Below are 17,455 nucleotides of genomic sequence, written 5' to 3'. Positions count from 1 at the left end.
CCGGTATAGATACGGCGGAAAATGTGCTTTTTGGAGAACTGCCGGATGGAAGCAGAACTATACAAACTGGCCGGCGGCATAACCGGACGCCCAGGCCCACTGGAAATTGAACCCACCCAGATGTCCCGTCACGTCAACCACTTCACCTATAAAATAAAGCCCGGGCACTTTTTTCGCTTCCATGCTTTTGGACGATAATTCCCGGGTATCCACGCCGCCGAGCGTGACTTCCGCCTTCTTGTAGCCCGCAGTACCATCCGGAATAACCTGCCAGTCGTGCAATTGTGCGGCAATCTGCTTCAAGCTCTTGTCACTGTACTGGTTTACCGGCCCAGTTGACTGCCCACGCATGACCGTTTCGCTCCAGACCCGTGCGAAACGCCGGGGCAAGTGCTGCGCTAACAGATTGGGTAATAGCGTGGCGCTATACTTATGATCGAGCAGCCACGCAGCCGCGTCGAGATCCGGCAGCAGGTCGATGTGCAGCGGTAATCCCGGCCGCCAGTATGAAGAAATCTGCAATATCGCGGGCCCGCTCAAGCCGCGGTGTGTGATTAACAGGTTCTCCCGGAATCGTGCGCCATTGCAACTCACCACTGCCTCAAGCGCAACTCCAGGAATTTCTGAAAAACAGGCCAGTTGCTGGGGTGCAAAAATCAACGGAACCAATCCCGGTCGCAGAGGGGTAACCGCGATGTCGAATTGCTCCGCGATGCGATATCCGAAGGGGCTCGCGCCTATTTGTGGAATGGAGAGGCCACCGGTAGCAATTACCACTGCATCAGTTGCCAATGCGCCACGGTCGGTTTCCAGCAAGAACCGGGAGCCGTCGATGCCGAGAAGACTTACATTACTCACTTGGCATGGCACTTCCCACTCGACGCCGGCACTATCGCATTCACGTCGCAGCAGGCCGATGACTTGCTGCGAACTGTCGTCGCAGAATAATTGCCCCAGCTTTTTTTCGTGATAGCGAATTCGATGCTTTTCCACCAGATCGATAAAGTTTTGGGGGGTAAAGCGGGACAATGCTGATCGGCAGAAATGTGGATTTTGTGAGAGAAAAGCCTCCGGCCTCGTGTGTAGATTGGTGAAATTACAACGTCCGCCACCCGAGATCCGGATTTTCTCTGCCAGCTTGCTTGCATGTTCCAATAGCAGCACGGATCGCCCGCGCTTTCCCGCTTCGATCGCACACATCATTCCGGCCGCCCCGGCGCCTATCACCACTACATCTTTTTTTGATTTCATGTTGGCATGCTGCAGCCATTTTCACTGCTGACGTTATACAGCCGCTTTACGCCACACGCTGGCCAGCCATGATTGTTGTTCGAAAGGAAGGCCGGCAGGGCGATAGTAATGGATAATTTCGACGAACCCGGCATTGGCGAGATAGTGCCTCCAGCTTTCGATATCGTGGTATACGCCGTAGCGCCCCTGGTTCCAGCCCTCCTCGTTATTTCCCCGCGGGTTCGAGCTGAATAACACTCCGTTCGGTTTCAGCGTTGCCCAAAGTTCCTTCAATACACGCGATAACTCGGACGTGGGAACATGAAACAGTGAAGCATTGGCAAATATGCCGTCAAAATATCCATCCGGCAAATCGAGCCTGAGAAAATCCTGATGCCATACCTCGCAACCACTATGGCTGCGGGCCATTTCGACAAAATTCATCGCTCCCTCCAGTCCTGTTGCAAGATGGCCAAGTTCTGCAAAAACCTTCAGATCACGGCCTGGTCCACAGCCGAAATCCAATATGTTGAAGGGGGGAACGGCTCTGATATGTTGAAGCAACGCTGCGATATTTTGCCCGACGTCATGGTCTTTCGTTCCCATCCAGAAAGCCTCGGCACGTTCGTTGTAGTGGGCCAGTGTAAGGTCGGTGATTTCCCCGAGATCCGGTGAGTTTGGCTTCATATCGGGTGACTCTCATCGAATGTGATGGAAAATTTATCGCGATATATTCTGTCGGCTAGCGGCTAGCGGCGACCGGCTATGCCTTACCTAATTGTGTAGTGTACACAGAACAATGACGATATATTATTTGGAAACGCCCAGTATCGCGCCACGCGCCATTAAATCGCGCATGATTTCAAACCCGCCCTGAATTACGACCTCGGGCGAGGGATGCTGACTTTCCATGGCAATGATTTGAAGCGCCGCTTTGCCCGTATGCTCAGCAGAAGCCAGGAGATTTATCAGGCGTGACGTAAACGCGTTTATTTCGGTGAATTGAATCTGATCATCCGCATCGCGAAATACGAGCAGGTAGGTTTCTGTTTGCTCGACTCGTGTTTGGGGACCAATACGGTGCACTGGCCAGTTATAACAAAGGTTAGCTAACACGGGATTTAAAACCGGACGCCGTTCCAGCAAGCCACCTTCCCGGTCGATCGCTTCCCAAGTCGGCGCCAGGGTTGAAATGGAAAGAGCGAGTTCTACCCACTCGTAATGCGCGAGCTCCAGCACGAATTCCGGATAATTTGCCGGTATCGCTTCTTCGCTCTGCAGGAAGTGGATGAACTCATCTGGTATTTGGCGAAAAAAAGGCGAGCGGCTGCGATGCGTGGCAAGGAAACAGCGCATGAGTCGCGTCCACCGCCGTTTTCCCAGCACTTTATGGAGCACGGGAAAACAGGTCAGGAGAAAACTCTCGAGATTGTTGTAAACCAGCCTTCTGTATATTTCCATGCGCCGCGTGTCAATACCGCGCGGGCAAGGGTTTATCTTGGGGTTGCGTATATGCGCAGTGAAAGCGTACTGGAAGCGCTGAAATTCAGGAAGCGGCATACCCACGGCTCGGTCCGCGATACCGGGTCTGGATCAAGCCGATGCGCTCGACTTCACGCACCAGTTCGTGGAGGGGCGGGATATTGAAATCGCGCTCCAGCAGAGTAGGCGCCACGCCATGAATATGGTAGGTTTGCTCGAGCAATGACCATACTGGATCGATCACGTCCGCCCCATGCGTATCTATAATCAGATTCTCCGCTTCATTATAGTGACCGGCCATATGCATATAAACGATGCGCTCGGCAGGCATCGCACGGATAAATTCGATCGGGTCATAGGCGTGATTAATGCTATTGACGTATACATTATTGACGTCGAGATGCAGATCGCAATCCGCCTCGATCAATACAGCGCGAATAAAGTCCGCTTCGCTCATCTCGGCGATGGGCGCCTGAACGTAAAACGAAGCATTTTCCAACGCGATGCGTCGCTCCAGAATATTCTGGGTGCGGCGAACCCGCGCCGCAACATACTTTACTGCTTCTTCAGTAAACGGTATTGGAAGCAGATCGTATAGATGGCCATCGTCGGAGCAATAGGAAAGATGTTCGGTGTAAAGGCGGATTTGATATCGATCCAGAAACTGCCTGACCTTTTGCAACAATACCTCGTCCAGCGGTGCCGGGCTGCCAATCGAGAGCGAAAGGCCATGGCAGACGAAGGGATAGCGTTCAGTGAAAATGCGCAGATCGCGCGCTAAAATGCCGCCAAGATCGATCCAGTTTTCTGGAGCGATCTCGAAGAAATCAATGGAATCTGGAACACCGGTTTTTAACGCCGGAATCAATTCCCTCCGAAAACCGAGGCCTACGCTGGCACGAGGCAGGAATTCCACAATGGAAAAAATTACTTCTTTATCCCTGCATGCGGAGCTGTACTCGGCGCACTCGGCTTGGTTCCACCATAGCTATCGGCCTCAGGCTGATCCACAGCGCCGTCCTTGTTGGCATCGATCCTGTCGAATATGTTTTCATGATGCTTGAGAAATTCTTGCTTGGTGACCTTGCCGTCCTTATTGGCATCTACCATGGACATGCCGCATCGACCTTCACCGGATTTTGCTCCACCGCCATATTTGTTGGGGTCTACCTTATCGGCATACGCCAGCACATAGCCCTTATCCAGGGATTGAGCGGTAAAAAGGCTGTCTGCCGCGGAGGCAAACGGTACAGCGCCAAGTGTAGCGGCAAGGGCAGAACCAACGGTCAGCGAAATCATGGTTTTCTTGTTGCGCACAGTATTTTCTCCTAATTTTTGGATGGAATATTATGTCACAATTCAAATGAATTGGGGATTGCCTTAACTAGGCAGCTGTCGGACTTAGAGGAAATCGGCTGCAAAAGCTGCGATTCTTCTCTTCAAGTCCGACGGCTGGTAGAACCCCGCTTTCCTGCGTTGGATGAGGCACAGGAAAGCGGAGGCCAAACCGTACAAAACAAAGACGACCCGGGATTTGACAGTAGCTAGGAATAGTTCAGATGGATTTCTTAAGTTATTTACTGCTACCGCACTTGCCGTCTTTCATTTTGCCCTTCTTTTCATCTTTGGTGATAACGCCATCCTTGTCGGTATCCATATGTTCAAACATGGCGTCGTGATGCTTCGTCCATTCTTCCTTGGTGATCTTGCCGTCACGATTTGCATCTGCCATAGCCGCGCCGCACCTGCCTTCGCCGCATGCGCCTTCACCGCCGCACTTACCTTCTCCACCTTTCTTTTCGCCATAGTTATGGGAATCGGCCACCATGTAACCTTTGTCGAGGGACTGCATGGTAAATGGATTATCGGTCGCAGAAACACCCGGTACCGTACCGAGAGTAGCGACAAAAGCGGAGCCTATTGCGATAGAAATAAGGGATTTTTTGTTGGACATCATGTTCTCCTATATATGTTAGGGATGTTACGAAACTCAGCGAAAACCGGTTGTTGCGGCGACTTTTATCGACCAGTTTTTTTTGCGACTGACTTTGACGTGCGCAGATACCCGATATAAAACAACCTCCGCCATTCTTGAATAACGCGATATCGTCTGGGGACAAGAACGACTATAAGAAACATAGCACAAATATTAGGGCAGGTGCGGCAAATTGCCGCACCTGCCCTATCATGGCAATGCTTCATAAAGAAATAGCACAAGGACCTGCCGCGCTTAAATCAAACGTTCCTCGACCGTTAATTTAACGGGTTATTTATTTTCTTTTGGGGGTATTCAAGTAATGGGAATTCTGCAAGAATTCCCGCTGTCGATGTAGGGGAGTCTTCATGCAACTGATTGACCGGAGGTCATCTAAAGCGGGGTTAACTTCTCGGGGAACTACATCAGACAAACCGCCAACCTACTTGCTGTATAATGTTTTTTTCTGTAAGTGTTACCACAGATCACCAGAAATGGAAAAGGAATATTAATATGCCGCAAGAATTGCATAAACAGGCTAGCCCCTATAAACCGAAGAAGGGAGAAACCTATATGAGTTCCAAGCAGCTTATGCATTTCCGCAATATACTGGAAGGCATCAAGTTTGAGTTGGGACGAGATATTGATCGCACGGTTCACACCATGCAGGACGAAGCAACGATTTTCGCTGATCCTAACGATCGCGCCAGCCAGGAATCGGACATGGCGCTGGAGTTACGGAACCGAGACCGTGAGCGTAAATTGATCAAGAAAATTGACGAGACTATCGCAAAAATAGATACTGGCGATTACGGTTATTGTGAAAGCTGTGGCGTAGAAATCGGTCTTAAGCGACTTGAAGCCCGGCCCACCGCCACTCTCTGCATTGATTGCAAGACCCTGGACGAAATAAGGGAAAAGCAGGTCGCTAAATAGTATTTTTCGGCTGACTTCTACAGGTATACATCTGCAGACGTAGCTGAATCGAATATTATTGCTATAAGATAAAAAGCCCTATCTCGCGATTAGGGCTTTTTTTATTTCCGCGGAAACAGGTTGGATCTGTCTTTCAGCGATTGGGAGCAGCATGTAATAGGTACTCCTTTTTGAGGAGCTACAATTCTCGCAATGGATTGTTCAGCTATACCTAGATTGCCGTGTTGTCAGTGACCTCGGCAGAAACAGCTTTCATGCTCAGGCGTAAACGGCCTTTATCATCGGCTTCCAGAACTTTAACACGCACCACCTGACCTTCCTTGAGATGGTCAGTTACATTATTGACGCGCTCGTTGGCAATCTGCGAGATATGCAACAACCCATCCTTGCCGGGGAGCACGCTAACTATTGCGCCGAAGTCCAGAAGTTTTAAAACGGTTCCGTCGTAAATTCTTCCAACCTCAACCTCGGCCGTTATATCCTCGATACGCTTCCTTGCCAACTCGCCACCTTCAGCACTGATACACGCTATCATCACTGTGCCGTCGTCAGCGATATCGATTGTGGTTCCGGTTTCTTCCGTCAACGCACGAATCACCGCGCCGCCCTTACCAATTACGTCACGGATTTTCTCGGGATTGATTTTTATTTTGATAATACGCGGCGCATGTTCCGAAATATCCTCGCGCGTGGTGGGCACAGCCTGTTTCATAATTCCAAGAATATGCAGGCGGCCTTCCTTTGCCTGTATCAGTGCCGCATGCAGGATTTCTTTGGTGATGCCCTGAATCTTGATATCCATTTGTAGCGCAGTGATTCCTGCTTCGGTACCGGCCACTTTGAAATCCATATCGCCCAGATGATCTTCATCCCCCAGGATATCGGTCAACACTGCAAATCTGTTGCCGTCCTTAATTAATCCCATGGCAATACCTGCCACATGCGCTTTCAGTGGTACACCGGCGTCCATTAACGCAAGACAACCACCGCAAACCGACGCCATGGAACTGGATCCGTTCGATTCGGTAATCTCCGATACCACTCTGAGAGAATAACCAAACTCTTCGGGAGTGGGCAACACAGCAATCAAAGCCCGCTTGGCAAGACGTCCATGGCCGATTTCACGGCGTTTGGGCGTCCCTACACGGCCGGTCTCGCCGGTAGCATAAGGCGGCATATTGTAGTGGAGCATAAAGCGTTCGGAGTAATCGCCTTGCAGTGCATCGATTTTCTGCTCATCCCGTCCGGTGCCCAACGTTGCCACTACCAGCGCCTGAGTTTCCCCTCGGGTAAACAACGCAGAGCCGTGAGCACGCGGTAACAAGCCGTTACAGATCGTAATCGGCCGAACGGTTCGCGTATCACGCCCATCTATACGCGGCTCGCCATCCAATATCTGTGTTCGCACAATTTTCGATTCCAGGGCAAAGCAGGCCTCCTTTACGGATTGTGCGTCCGGCCCTTCCTCAGAATTGACACCCACTTCGGTAAATACTCTTTTCCAGATATCGTCTATGGTTTCCGATCGCGCCTGCTTCTGCTTTAGCCGGAATGCGGCTCGCAAGTCATTTTCCGCCAAATGGGCGATTTTCTCAGCAAGCGCGGCATCCTTCGACACCGGAGCCCAGTCCCATGCGGTAACCCCCGCTTCGTCCGCCAATTCGCTGATTGCGTCGATCACCACTTGCATTTGCTGGTGGCCGTAGACGACAGCGCCCAACATGATTTCTTCGGATAGCTCCAGTGCTTCGGACTCAACCATCAGCACGGCTCGCTGAGTACCCGCCACCACCAGATTCAGTTGAGTCTGCTTCAGCTCGGCAGTACTCGGGTTTAATATATATTCGCCATTGATGTAGCCTACACGAGCCGCGCCGATCGGGCCATCGAACGGTATGCCGGAAAGAACCAGCGCAGCGGAGGCGCCCAGAAGGGCAGGTATATCCGCATCCACCTCGTTATCGGAGGACAGAACCGTCGCCACAATCTGAACTTCATTATAAAAACTTTCCGGGAATAACGGGCGGATAGGGCGGTCGATAAGGCGGGAGGTGAGAATTTCCTTCTCCGATGGACGGCCTTCGCGCTTAAAAAAACTACCCGGTATTCTACCGGCGGCGTAGGTCCTTTCCTGATAATCCACGGTCAAGGGGAAAAAGTCCTGTCCCTGTTTAGCATTTTTTGCACCCACCACGGTAACGAGGACCACGGTGTCGTCCATAGTGACCATCACTGCGCCGTGCGCCTGCCTTGCTATTTCCCCTGTTTCGAGTGTTAGTTGATGAGACCCGTAAGTAATGCTTTTCTTGATTTTCAATTAACTGCCCTTTTCGATAAAATCATGCCGGTCACGTCAGATCAATAGCTATAGCTCCGGCCAGGCTTATTGGAAATAGCGATTTCAATCATGCCGCTGCTATCTCACGCTGCTCGATATCTATTTACGCAAGCCAAGGCGCTCGATCAGCGCACGATAACTATCATCGCTGCTGCGCTTCAGGTAATCCAGCAGCTTGCGGCGACGGCTTACCATACGCAGCAAGCCGCGGCGTGAGTGATGGTCCTTGACGTGCGCCTTGAAATGACCGGCCAAATCGTTGATGCGAGCAGTCAATAAAGCCACTTGCACTTCGGGGGAACCAGTATCTCCGTCTGCTCGTTGATAGTCGCGCACCACCTGCGCTTTTTGTTCGGTTTTAACTGCCATACTGCTCTCCATTACGCCCAATAGGAAAGGGCGACATTTTACTCTTTAACAGGGTCAACTCTCAAGTAATGTAATGACTTTATTTCATTTTCGAATACCGGGCTGGTAAGCGCCGTCGAGTCTACCGGGAAATAAGACGGGGAATACAACCGCCTTTGCGTACCAATCTCGAAATCATACTTAGCCAGTTCGTTAGTCTGACACATATCCGCGGGGTGATGCGGCATTACGTCTCCTCATGCCAATTTCCGCGCCGGCATAGCGCACCACAGCAGACAGAGCGGCACATGCGGCACGCGAACCCATCGCGAGACGAAGTAGCGTACTGACTGCTAAAGATCCCCGTACCAGCAGAGGCAGGAGGCGAGCGAGGTCCGCGCTTCCGTCCGGGCGCACCACATCGAGCAGAACTGGAGGCGGCGAAAAGTCAACCGGGTCCGAGATCGCCCGTATGGCCAGAAACGGCAAGCCCGCGCGGACGGCAGCTTCTGCCACCGCACCGCTTTCCATGTCCACTGCGCAAGCTCCGGTTGCCTGCGCCAGCTCACGCTTGGCGATAGCCGAAGTCAGCATCTTGCTGCTCGCAGCCAATACGCCTCCGGTAACGTTCAAGTGGCCAGGCAGACATTGCCGCAAACTGTCACGCCAGCTCAGGTCGACTTGCAATGAACGATCGGCATGGACCGACTCAGGCAATATCAAATGCCCCGGACGCAAATTTGAATCCAATGCGCCTGCAAACCCAAAACTCATCAAGGCACTCGCGCCACCCATTCTCAACCCTTCTGCGGCGCCGCGAGCAGCCTCTTCACCCATTCCGCAGAGCCAGATTGCAGCGTTTTCCCCCAAGCTGATTTTTTGATTGAAGGGCAGACGGAGCGAGGTAATACATCGAGCTTCTATCCGCATTGCCGTGATGATGCCAATCTCCCTCACGCAGAAATCTTCCGCGTCAAAGCATGAAACCTGGCCAGCGCCCACAGTGGGAAATACTTGGTATAGCCATAATATCTCAGGTAAAAAACCCGCGGAAAACCGGGTGCCGTAAACCACGGGTCATTCCATAATCCATCGGCGCCCTGTTCACGCAACAGGTATTCGATGCCCCGGCGCACTTCATGGCTGTGCCCGTCACCTGCCGCCATCAGGGCTAACAGCGCCCAGGCCGTCTGAAAAGACGTGCTTCTCTCGAACTGTCCGGCGTTCTCAGGTTCGAAGTAGGTATCGTTACTTTCGCCCCAGCCGCCGTCATCGCGCTGCACCGACTTCAGCCATTGCACCGCACGGCGAATTGCGAGATGGCCGGTATCAACGTGGGCCAGGCGGAAGGCCTCCATTACTGACCAGGTGCCGTAGATATAATTGCTTCCCCAGCGTCCAAACCAGGCTCCACTGGGTTCCTGCTCGCGAAATAGATAGGCGAGGCCTCGTTCCACAACAATCTTATGTCTGGGTTCACCATACAATGAGAGAAAACCGGTGCAACGGGCGGTGACATCGCTGGTCGGCGGATCAAGCAAGGCGCCATGGTCAGCAAATGGTATTTCGTTAAGATAATAATAAGTATTGTCGGCGTCGAAGGCCGCAAAGCCGCCGTCGCGCGACTGCATTCCGGCAAGCCAATCTGCCGCTCGTACTATGCTCCCATGATAGGCTTGAGGATCCGCCTGATATAGTGCCCAAGCCACGGCTGCGGTGTCGTCCAGATCCGGATAATGAGGGTTGGCGTACTGGAAGGCCCAGCCGCCACCTGGCAAGCCGGGGTGGTCTTCCTGCCAATCCGCGGGCGCATCGAGTATCTGGTGGGGAATGAGCCAGTCGAGCGCTCCACGGACGGGCTTTTGATCCGTATCAGCGCTTTCCTGCATGGCGAGGCAGGTAAGGACGGTATCCCACACGGGCGACGTACACGGTTGGCACCAGGCGCGTTGGCCTTCCTCCACCAGCAAACCTTGTAGCGCTTGGCGGCATTGATGTCGATAAGGGTGATCGTAGGCATAGCCCAGCAATGCCAGTGCCTCGCCCGCGTTCACTATGGCAGGAAAAATTCCTCCTAAACCACACTCGCCGTTTAGCCGCTCCACAATCCAATGTTCAGCCCGCCGTATTGCAATACGGCGCAGAGCCTGTGGAATGAATGGCTCGAATAGCGAAGCGGTACGCTCAATTATTAAAAACAGGCGGTTGAGGCGAGTGCGAACCGGAAAGTAGTCACGCTCTTCCTCTGGAGGCACCGTAAACAATTCACGGATATGAATTTCACGCGGATTCGCCGCACGCGCCTTCAAACTGCATAAAATGGACAGCGGTATTGTTACGGTACGAGACCAATAAGCAATTTTGCTCAAGTGGAAAGGGAACCAGCGAGGCAGCAAAATGATCTCCACCGGCACGAATGGAACGCCGCGCCAAGGAAGCTGACCGTACATGGCAAGCAGTATGCGGGTGAACACATTAGCTCGTGCGGCTCCTCCATGTTTTAAAATAGCGGCGCGGGCGCGCGTCATGTGCGGCGCGTCGGGCGAATCACCTACGATCTTTAAAGCATAATATGCTTTAATTGTACAGCTAAGGTCGAAATGGCCCCCATAGTACAACGGCCAGCCACCATGCTCGATATCCTGTTTTTCACGGATAAATCGGGCGAGTCTGACTTCCAGGCTTACATCGATATCATCCATGAAGTGCATCATTAATACATACTCTGCCGGAATTGTGCAGTCTGCCTCCAACGGAAAACACCAGTGACCATCTTGGTTCTGTAGCGACAGCAGAGCATCACGCGCTGCGGTTAATCCATCTTCCAGCGTCGTTTTACTGGTGGGGCTAACCTGTTGATCTAACGAAGACAATGTGGCGGTACCTCCGAATCTGTTCATTAATTTTTACCCAAGTTGCGTTTTTGCGGAATTCAGGATGAAATCCATCCATGTGATAAGAAAAATAACTGAAGAATTCACAAAATTGTGTTTTTGCATGGAATTGCTATGCGCTATGCTACTGTGCGCGTTTTGGCGCTTCGAGAAAGGAATGCCTTACGATGAGATCGATATTGGCCGATCCTCAAGCCAACCAAGCATATTGCGAGTATCTGCCTCAGGTTTCAGTGTTTTAGCGATGACGCCGCATCGGAGTCGTTCTGCCCGATGTCTTCGTCCACCGGGTCTTCATAGCTCTCGGGTGGCGGGTCTCCGTCATAAATTAAATGCTTGCGCTGTTGCAAAAACCCCTCTCGTACAAACAAATAGGGGTCCAGCGCCGCCTGGTCACGGACACGCATAGGGCCAGAAAGCCTCGCTCTTCTGTCGATAATGCTTAAAACCGTGACGGGGCCTACAATAGCGCTACTCGCGAAGGTGCCGGCATAAAATAAAAGGTTGCTGAAAACGCTTACAGGTATTCCCGGCGCATCTCGATAGGTGCTGGGGCCGAGCAGAGGAACAAAAAGATATGATCCTGTATTGAAACCCCATACGCCCAGTGTTTGCCCAAAGTCTTCATCATGCTGCGGCAAGCCCATGGGCGCCGCCATGTCGAAGAAGCCGCCCAGGCCGACCGTTGAATTGACGACAAAACGAAGACTATCCTGGAAGCCCTGACGGACTTTGCCCTGCAAAAAATCGTTCAGGATAACGTTCGGATACGCGAGATTGTCATAGAAGTTTCCAATCGAACGCACCATGGGGTCAGGTACGTATTTTATATAAACATCAGCAACCGGAGCCAGCAGGTTTCGGTCGATCGTATCCGTGAAGTTATAAAATTTTCGATTGGTCTCTTCATTAGGATCAATCGGATCTATGCCGGAGTCGCTCGTTCGTACGGTAGCGCATCCCGCGAACAATACGGCACATATTGCCAGCAAAACGGTTGTCCGGTGGTTATGTATCATGATCAGTTAAGATAGGCATGACTGCTAATCTCCAGGCATTTCTACTTTAATAACGCGGCGGCGCTCCAAGTGGGGAGTATAAACAATAAATGACAATTTAGCGTATAAGTTCGCTTACGTAAACAAAGGGAGAATAAGCCTGCCGGGACAGCGGCGGTGACCTGGTTTCTCGACCCCTCATCCCCGTTCCCGGACTTATATTCACCAGCGGCCTGAGGTTTGATCATACCTTAATGCTTTGGGCAGGCGCCTTCAATAAGATCGGCAGTATTACCAGCGTGCAGAGGAGCGTAAAAGTCAGTCCGACGGTAAGCATTATTCCCATACTGGCGGTACCTTCGTGCGACGAAAACATGAGACTTGCGAAATCGACCAGTGCAGTCAGAGCACTATAGAAAATGGCCCTCGCGGTGCTGGTGTGGATCAAAACCTCGCTCACCATCTCGTTATTCAGGCTTCGGTGCACCATGTGCAGGCTGCTATCGATACCGAGACCCAGCAATAGCGGCAAAGCAATGATATTGGCAAAGTTGAACGGTACATTCAACACGACGGTGAACGCGGCAGTAAACAAACTGGACAGCAAAAGTGGGGTCAGGACCAACAGGGTATACTTCACGCTGCGCAATATTATCAGCAGTGCGGCGACAATCCCCGCCAGCGCCAGCAGGAATGCCTGGATAAATGCCTGCACCACCGCCTCACCTGCCTCGAGGCTCACCATAGGCGCCCCGGTGGCGTTCGGCGCGACCTGTTGCACAGCGCGCACGAAACGCCGCAATGCATCGTTGTCGTTAAGATCTTCAGCCGGATAGATCGCGACCCGGTACTCCCCCGAGCGGCTTTTCCACCGGCTGCTTAGCGATTCCGGCAGATCCTGCATGCCAAATGGAACGGCTTCAGTAGCAATCCGCATGCTCTGCAAAGCGGCGGGCAGCGTAGTGAGAAGATCGGCCTCCACTGACTGCAGCAAGTGGCTCCTCTCGTCGGCGCTCGCCGCATCGAGTCGGGCAAGCAGCGCGGCAAGGGACGCTTTGAGAGCGCGAACACTCGCCGACGCGGGATGATCTGGACGCTCGGCGATAAATCGATCCAAGGCGGCGGCCAGTGCATCCAAAGATGTACGCTGACTTATCTGGGCTTCACCGCCCATCGGCAGGGCCGGCGTTGAATTCGTCATCGGCCCCATCGTTAGCGCCATTTCCTCGATAAGCGAAAGTTTCTCTTCCTGCTTGGCCGGCAACAGATCGAAGATGGTGACCACCTTGGTCACTTCGGGAAGCTTGGCCAGCTGCTGCGCCAGACGTTCTGCTTCTTTTCGGCTGCCGGCCAACGCAGTCGCATGCCAGGGGGAATTGTCCGCGTCCACAAGAAGTTCCTTGAATGTCCGTATCGCTTCCCCGTTCTGAGCTTGCATATTCAGCAGATTATAATCAAACGTTACCCGCGGCAGTATTGCAAGAGCAGCGACCAAAGCGACAAAAGTGATGGCATAGGTCAACTTGTGCCACTTCAAGGATAGCTCAAGCACTTTCCCCACTGAACTCTTTGTGGCGGCCTTCGTTGACACTTTCCTGGGAAAATAACGTAGCAGGGCGGGGCCTATGGTAAGGGTAACAAGCAGACTGATCACCATGCCAGTACCGGAAATGATCCCCAATTCCGCGACTCCGCTATAATCGGTAGGCATGAATGCGTAAAAACCGATGGCGTTGGTGATCGTACACGCAGTCAGCGCCGCCCCGGCGTCGCCGCCAGACAGATGCATGGCTTCGGCTGGCGGAGTACCACTTTCCAGGATCTCACGATATCGGAGCAGAAAATGGATAGCAAAATCTGCCCCCAGACCGATATACAGCACTGCAAACGCGATAGAGATCAGATTCAGGTGACCAACCGCCGCAGTGGCGAACGCCGCGGTAAGAAGCAAACCCATCGTCAGGCAGACGAGCACATTAATTATCAGACCCGCGTTATGCATCGCAAAGTAAAGCACTATGGCGACCATTACAAACGTTATGATCCCGGCATACTCCATTCCACGCAGCGAGCTGTTGAGTTCCTCCTCAGCTAGCGCTACCTCACCGGTAATTCGCAGCCGAACCGGGCCGTTTGCCGACACCCCGATATCTTTTGCTGCTGCATAAAGGGCGGCGATGGGCTGCTCTGCCGGGGATAGCTGCGTGTAATCAAGCTTTGGCTTAACTACGATCAGCTGCTGGTACTTATTCTTCTGCGGCTCACCGTTAAACAGCGTTTGCCACGATAAGGCCCGAGGCGATCCATCGACCCGCGCGTCAAAAGTTGCACTTATCCCGCGCAGCACGGGCTGAAGCTCCATGCTGCGTCCCTCGCGCAATTCGTCCACCGCCCTGGTAAGCACGGAAGTGAAAGATGACAGAGTGGGGTTTTCGGAGATATGTGCTATGAGCGGCTGTGCAGCGGCCAAACGATCGGTTATTTGTTCCAGCTCGGGAAGACTTTCGTAGAGCAAGCCGTTACGCTCAAAAAAAACGTCCACGTTAGGAGTGTAGACATCATAAAAGCTCGCCGTATCTTTTTTTAGCCGCGCCGCAAGACGTTCGGCCGCCGTGTAAACCTGCTCGGGTGTGGGAGCGTCCAGCACCAACAACAGGGTTTCCATATCCTGCGGGAACGTCTCGTTGTAGTGCTTCATATTGACGCGAAACGGCAAATGCTCCGAGAGCATGTCCGTGGTATCGGTATTTATACCGAGGTTACGCGAAACATATAATCCGCATACGACAGTGACCAATAAAGCCGAAAGAAGAACCCAAGCGGCGTATCGGTAAGAGAGTGTGGACCAGCGCGCGAAGATGTCGTATATGCGGCTGTGAGAAGCTTTGATTGGTATGGCCATCCTTAAGGAAGCAATTTAGGACGATCAATCCTCGGTGCTGCCCAGGTTTTTAACCTTGCTCGTTCAGGATGATCTTTTTCTTGAGCATGTCGATGAGTGTCGCGAAACCATCACGCTGGAGGATTGCACGGTACTCGACCCGTTTTAGCGCGAGATCGCTGACGCCGTCAGCCAGGACGTTGACGATGCGCCATCCATCCTTCCCGTTCCGGAGGATATAGTCGAAACGTACGGGCTCACCGGTAGGTAAAAATAGCTTGCTGCGTACCATTATCTGATCCCGCGGCATGGATTGTTGCTCTATAAATTCGAACCGCTCACCTTCGTAACTTTTGAACCAACCCGCGTAGGTGCCGATGCTGAGCTTTCTGAAAATGTCCTTGAACGTACGCTGTTGCTCGGCATCCAGCTGAGTCCAGTTGGCCCCTAGCGTAGTGCGGGCAATAAAATCAAGATCGTGGGTACGATCAATAACAGGGGCCAGCAATTCATAGCGACCTTCATATCCGAGTTTCGACCCTTCTCGCATCGATTTGAGAAGTGACTCGTGCAGGTCATTCACGACCTGTTCCGGGCCGGGAGAATCCTGAGGCTCGGCCCAGGATGCAGGCGCAGTCAGAAACATGACTGCTATCATCTGAAATTTCAAAGCGGACGTAATGGCGCGCAGGACTTTCATATTGACAACCTTTATAGCAACGCTAACCGCGCTATAACGCCGTAGCGCCGAAGTGAGGCCTGATCAGTCCGGCCAAGCATTATACCCGATGGGGTAGGCGCTACCATGACTGGATTGAACCCGCCATGGCTATCCTATCCGTTTAAGACCGGAAATCACAAGCGTCGATACAGCCATGCTCCATGAACTCATTGTGAACAGCGAGTAATCAGAGGAAGCCGGGTTTCCGTTGCCCTTAAAGCCGGCGCGCGGGCTTTAAGGGCACAACAATAGCGATGGTTTATCACTCTACTTTAACAGGAATTCCAGCGAGCGTTGCCGGAGATTTCAGTTTTTCCGACGCCCATTTAGGTGTAGACTCAGCCACCATCGGGCCGGTGGTTCTCGGACCCCTGAGGGAGGTGAGTAATGCCTTCACCGGATGCTGTAACATATCTTCAACGGCGGTCGCCTCATAGCCACAATGGGCCATGCACTGGGCACACTTGGGATTGCTACTGTTACCGTATTTTTCCCACGGGGTATCCTCCAGCAGTTCCTGAAAACTGGACGCATATCCTTCATCCGATAATAAGTAGCAAGGTTTTTGCCACCCGAACACATTGCGCGTTGGATTGCCCCAAGGAGTACATTGATAATTCTGGTTACCTGCAAGAAAATCAAGATAAAGCGTGGAATGATTCAACTTCCAGTTCCGTGTCTTGCCCAACTTGAAGATACCTCGAAATAAATTTTTGGTATCCTTCCCCTTAATAAAGATATCTTGCCTCGGAGCGCGTTCATAGCTGAATCCCGGCGCAATGGTTGCGCCTTCGATACCTAACTCCATGGCATAATCAAGAAACTCGGCAACATCCTCGGGCGTCTCGCCCTGAAACAGGGTACAGTTTACGGTGACCCTGAACCCTCTTGCCACTGCCAATTTTATGGCTTCAACTGCCCGGTCAAAAACACCATCCTGGCAAACTGAGGCATCATGCCTCTCTTTCAGGCCATCCAGATGGATGGAAAAAGTCAAATAAGGTGACGGCGTATAGTCGTCCATCTTTTTTTTCAACAGAAGCGCATTCGTGCACAGGTAAATATACTTCTTCCGCGCAATGATACCCGCGACAATTTGCGGCATTTCCTTATGTATCAGCGGCTCCCCCCCAGGAATGGATACCATAGGCGCGCCGCACTCATCAACAGCCTCCATGCATTGCTCAACAGAAAGCCGCTGGTCCAGGATGTGGTCCGGATAATCTATTTTACCGCAGCCTGCACAAGCCAAATTACAACGAAACAGAGGCTCCAGCATCAGAACCATAGGATATTTTTTTACCCCCTTCAACTTTTGCTTGAGCAGATAAGTGCCTACAGCTATTTGTTGACGTAAAGGAACTCCCATGAGTAAACCCTCCAAAAACTTGAATAAAACCGATTAATAGCCACAGGCAATACATGCCCAATTTTTTCTATTATTTTCCAATACCGAGCTTAATAGCCCCGATACGTTTTGATCCCCGGAAGATCGAGTATCTCACCCCTGCAGCTTGCAAGCTGCCGCTCTGGTACTCCGGTCTCCCACTCCTGACCCGAATTGCGCCGAATTAAATGTAACCGAAAGGTATTCTGAGAAATAACGTTGCGCCATATTGAAGGTTACCGAAAAGGAGACCTTGATATGGTAA

At 52.1% G+C, this 17,455-nt stretch carries 15 protein-coding genes; 1 reads left to right on the top strand and 14 read right to left on the bottom strand.

Annotated features, from left to right (window positions below):
- Positions 1–57: 57 nt before the first annotated feature.
- From BLS94_RS11710 to BLS94_RS11685, 6 genes are all read right to left on the bottom strand, one after another.
- Complete coding sequence (locus BLS94_RS11710) at positions 58–1,251, bottom strand: BaiN/RdsA family NAD(P)/FAD-dependent oxidoreductase (protein WP_090961224.1); 1,194 nt, start codon at positions 1,249–1,251, stop codon at positions 58–60.
- Between the two features lie 33 nt (positions 1,252–1,284).
- Entirely contained in the window at positions 1,285–1,917 is a 633-nt protein-coding gene (locus tag BLS94_RS11705; RefSeq protein ID WP_090961221.1) for a class I SAM-dependent methyltransferase, read from the bottom strand.
- Positions 1,918–2,040: 123 nt separating this feature from the next.
- A complete protein-coding gene (locus tag BLS94_RS11700) occupies positions 2,041–2,790 on the bottom strand; it encodes an HvfC family RiPP maturation protein (protein ID WP_090961219.1) in 750 nt (249 codons plus the stop codon).
- Complete coding sequence (locus BLS94_RS11695; RefSeq protein ID WP_090961217.1) at positions 2,777–3,628, bottom strand: HvfB family MNIO-type RiPP peptide maturase; 852 nt, start codon at positions 3,626–3,628, stop codon at positions 2,777–2,779. The genes BLS94_RS11700 and BLS94_RS11695 overlap by 14 nt, the downstream gene beginning before the upstream one ends.
- Before the next feature lie 11 nt (positions 3,629–3,639).
- A complete protein-coding gene (locus BLS94_RS11690) occupies positions 3,640–4,029 on the bottom strand; it encodes an EF-hand domain-containing protein (protein WP_090961215.1) in 390 nt (129 codons plus the stop codon).
- Between the two features lie 256 nt (positions 4,030–4,285).
- Positions 4,286–4,669: a hypothetical protein gene (locus BLS94_RS11685; protein WP_256325407.1), complete on the bottom strand. Its 384-nt coding sequence runs from the start codon at positions 4,667–4,669 to the stop codon at positions 4,286–4,288.
- Between the two features lie 531 nt (positions 4,670–5,200).
- Between BLS94_RS11685 and dksA the strand changes: the two genes are divergently transcribed.
- A complete protein-coding gene (gene dksA / locus BLS94_RS11680; protein ID WP_072768009.1) occupies positions 5,201–5,623 on the top strand; it encodes an RNA polymerase-binding protein DksA in 423 nt (140 codons plus the stop codon).
- 211 nt (positions 5,624–5,834) lie between these two features.
- Here dksA and pnp read toward each other — a convergent pair whose 3' ends face one another.
- The 8 genes from pnp to hpnH all read right to left on the bottom strand — a co-directional run bounded on the left by pnp (position 5,835) and on the right by hpnH (position 17,172).
- Positions 5,835–7,940, bottom strand: coding sequence for a polyribonucleotide nucleotidyltransferase (pnp, locus tag BLS94_RS11675; RefSeq protein ID WP_090961211.1), 2,106 nt, complete (start codon positions 7,938–7,940; stop codon positions 5,835–5,837).
- Between the two features lie 120 nt (positions 7,941–8,060).
- A complete protein-coding gene (gene rpsO, locus BLS94_RS11670) occupies positions 8,061–8,330 on the bottom strand; it encodes a 30S ribosomal protein S15 (RefSeq protein WP_072768007.1) in 270 nt (89 codons plus the stop codon).
- A gap of 192 nt (positions 8,331–8,522) precedes the next feature.
- Positions 8,523–9,266, bottom strand: coding sequence for a phosphorylase family protein (locus tag BLS94_RS11665; protein WP_090961208.1), 744 nt, complete (start codon positions 9,264–9,266; stop codon positions 8,523–8,525).
- Positions 9,263–11,209, bottom strand: coding sequence for a squalene--hopene cyclase (gene shc / locus BLS94_RS11660; protein WP_090961205.1), 1,947 nt, complete (start codon positions 11,207–11,209; stop codon positions 9,263–9,265). Before shc ends, BLS94_RS11665 begins: the two co-directional genes overlap by 4 nt.
- 224 nt (positions 11,210–11,433) lie before the next feature.
- Positions 11,434–12,222, bottom strand: coding sequence for an MlaA family lipoprotein (locus tag BLS94_RS11655; RefSeq protein ID WP_090961201.1), 789 nt, complete (start codon positions 12,220–12,222; stop codon positions 11,434–11,436).
- A gap of 223 nt (positions 12,223–12,445) precedes the next feature.
- On the bottom strand, positions 12,446–15,103 hold the full coding sequence (locus BLS94_RS11650; protein ID WP_090961198.1) for an MMPL family transporter: 2,658 nt from the start codon (positions 15,101–15,103) through the stop codon (positions 12,446–12,448).
- Positions 15,104–15,152: 49 nt separating this feature from the next.
- Positions 15,153–15,782: an HpnM family protein gene (locus tag BLS94_RS11645; protein ID WP_090961195.1), complete on the bottom strand. Its 630-nt coding sequence runs from the start codon at positions 15,780–15,782 to the stop codon at positions 15,153–15,155.
- Positions 15,783–16,065: 283 nt separating this feature from the next.
- Entirely contained in the window at positions 16,066–17,172 is a 1,107-nt protein-coding gene (gene hpnH, locus BLS94_RS11640) for an adenosyl-hopene transferase HpnH (protein ID WP_072768002.1), read from the bottom strand.
- Between the last annotated feature and the right edge of the window lie 283 nt (positions 17,173–17,455).

This window comes from Nitrosospira sp. Nsp18 (assembly GCF_900103145.1).
Taxonomy (GTDB): domain Bacteria; phylum Pseudomonadota; class Gammaproteobacteria; order Burkholderiales; family Nitrosomonadaceae; genus Nitrosospira.
This window is presented reverse-complemented; position numbering and strand designations above follow the sequence as displayed.

Coding starts and splice junctions, on each gene's coding strand:
- BLS94_RS11650 (WP_090961198.1), bottom strand. CDS start 15,103: ATGGCCATACCAATCAAAGCTTCTCACAGCCGCATATACGACATCTTC.
- BLS94_RS11710 (WP_090961224.1), bottom strand. CDS start 1,251: ATGAAATCAAAAAAAGATGTAGTGGTGATAGGCGCCGGGGCGGCCGGA.
- BLS94_RS11655 (WP_090961201.1), bottom strand. CDS start 12,222: ATGATACATAACCACCGGACAACCGTTTTGCTGGCAATATGTGCCGTA.
- hpnH (WP_072768002.1), bottom strand. CDS start 17,172: ATGGGAGTTCCTTTACGTCAACAAATAGCTGTAGGCACTTATCTGCTC.
- dksA (WP_072768009.1), top strand. CDS start 5,201: ATGCCGCAAGAATTGCATAAACAGGCTAGCCCCTATAAACCGAAGAAG.
- BLS94_RS11705 (WP_090961221.1), bottom strand. CDS start 1,917: ATGAAGCCAAACTCACCGGATCTCGGGGAAATCACCGACCTTACACTG.
- BLS94_RS11645 (WP_090961195.1), bottom strand. CDS start 15,782: ATGAAAGTCCTGCGCGCCATTACGTCCGCTTTGAAATTTCAGATGATA.
- BLS94_RS11685 (WP_256325407.1), bottom strand. CDS start 4,669: ATGATGTCCAACAAAAAATCCCTTATTTCTATCGCAATAGGCTCCGCT.
- shc (WP_090961205.1), bottom strand. CDS start 11,209: ATGAACAGATTCGGAGGTACCGCCACATTGTCTTCGTTAGATCAACAG.
- rpsO (WP_072768007.1), bottom strand. CDS start 8,330: ATGGCAGTTAAAACCGAACAAAAAGCGCAGGTGGTGCGCGACTATCAA.
- BLS94_RS11700 (WP_090961219.1), bottom strand. CDS start 2,790: ATGCCGCTTCCTGAATTTCAGCGCTTCCAGTACGCTTTCACTGCGCAT.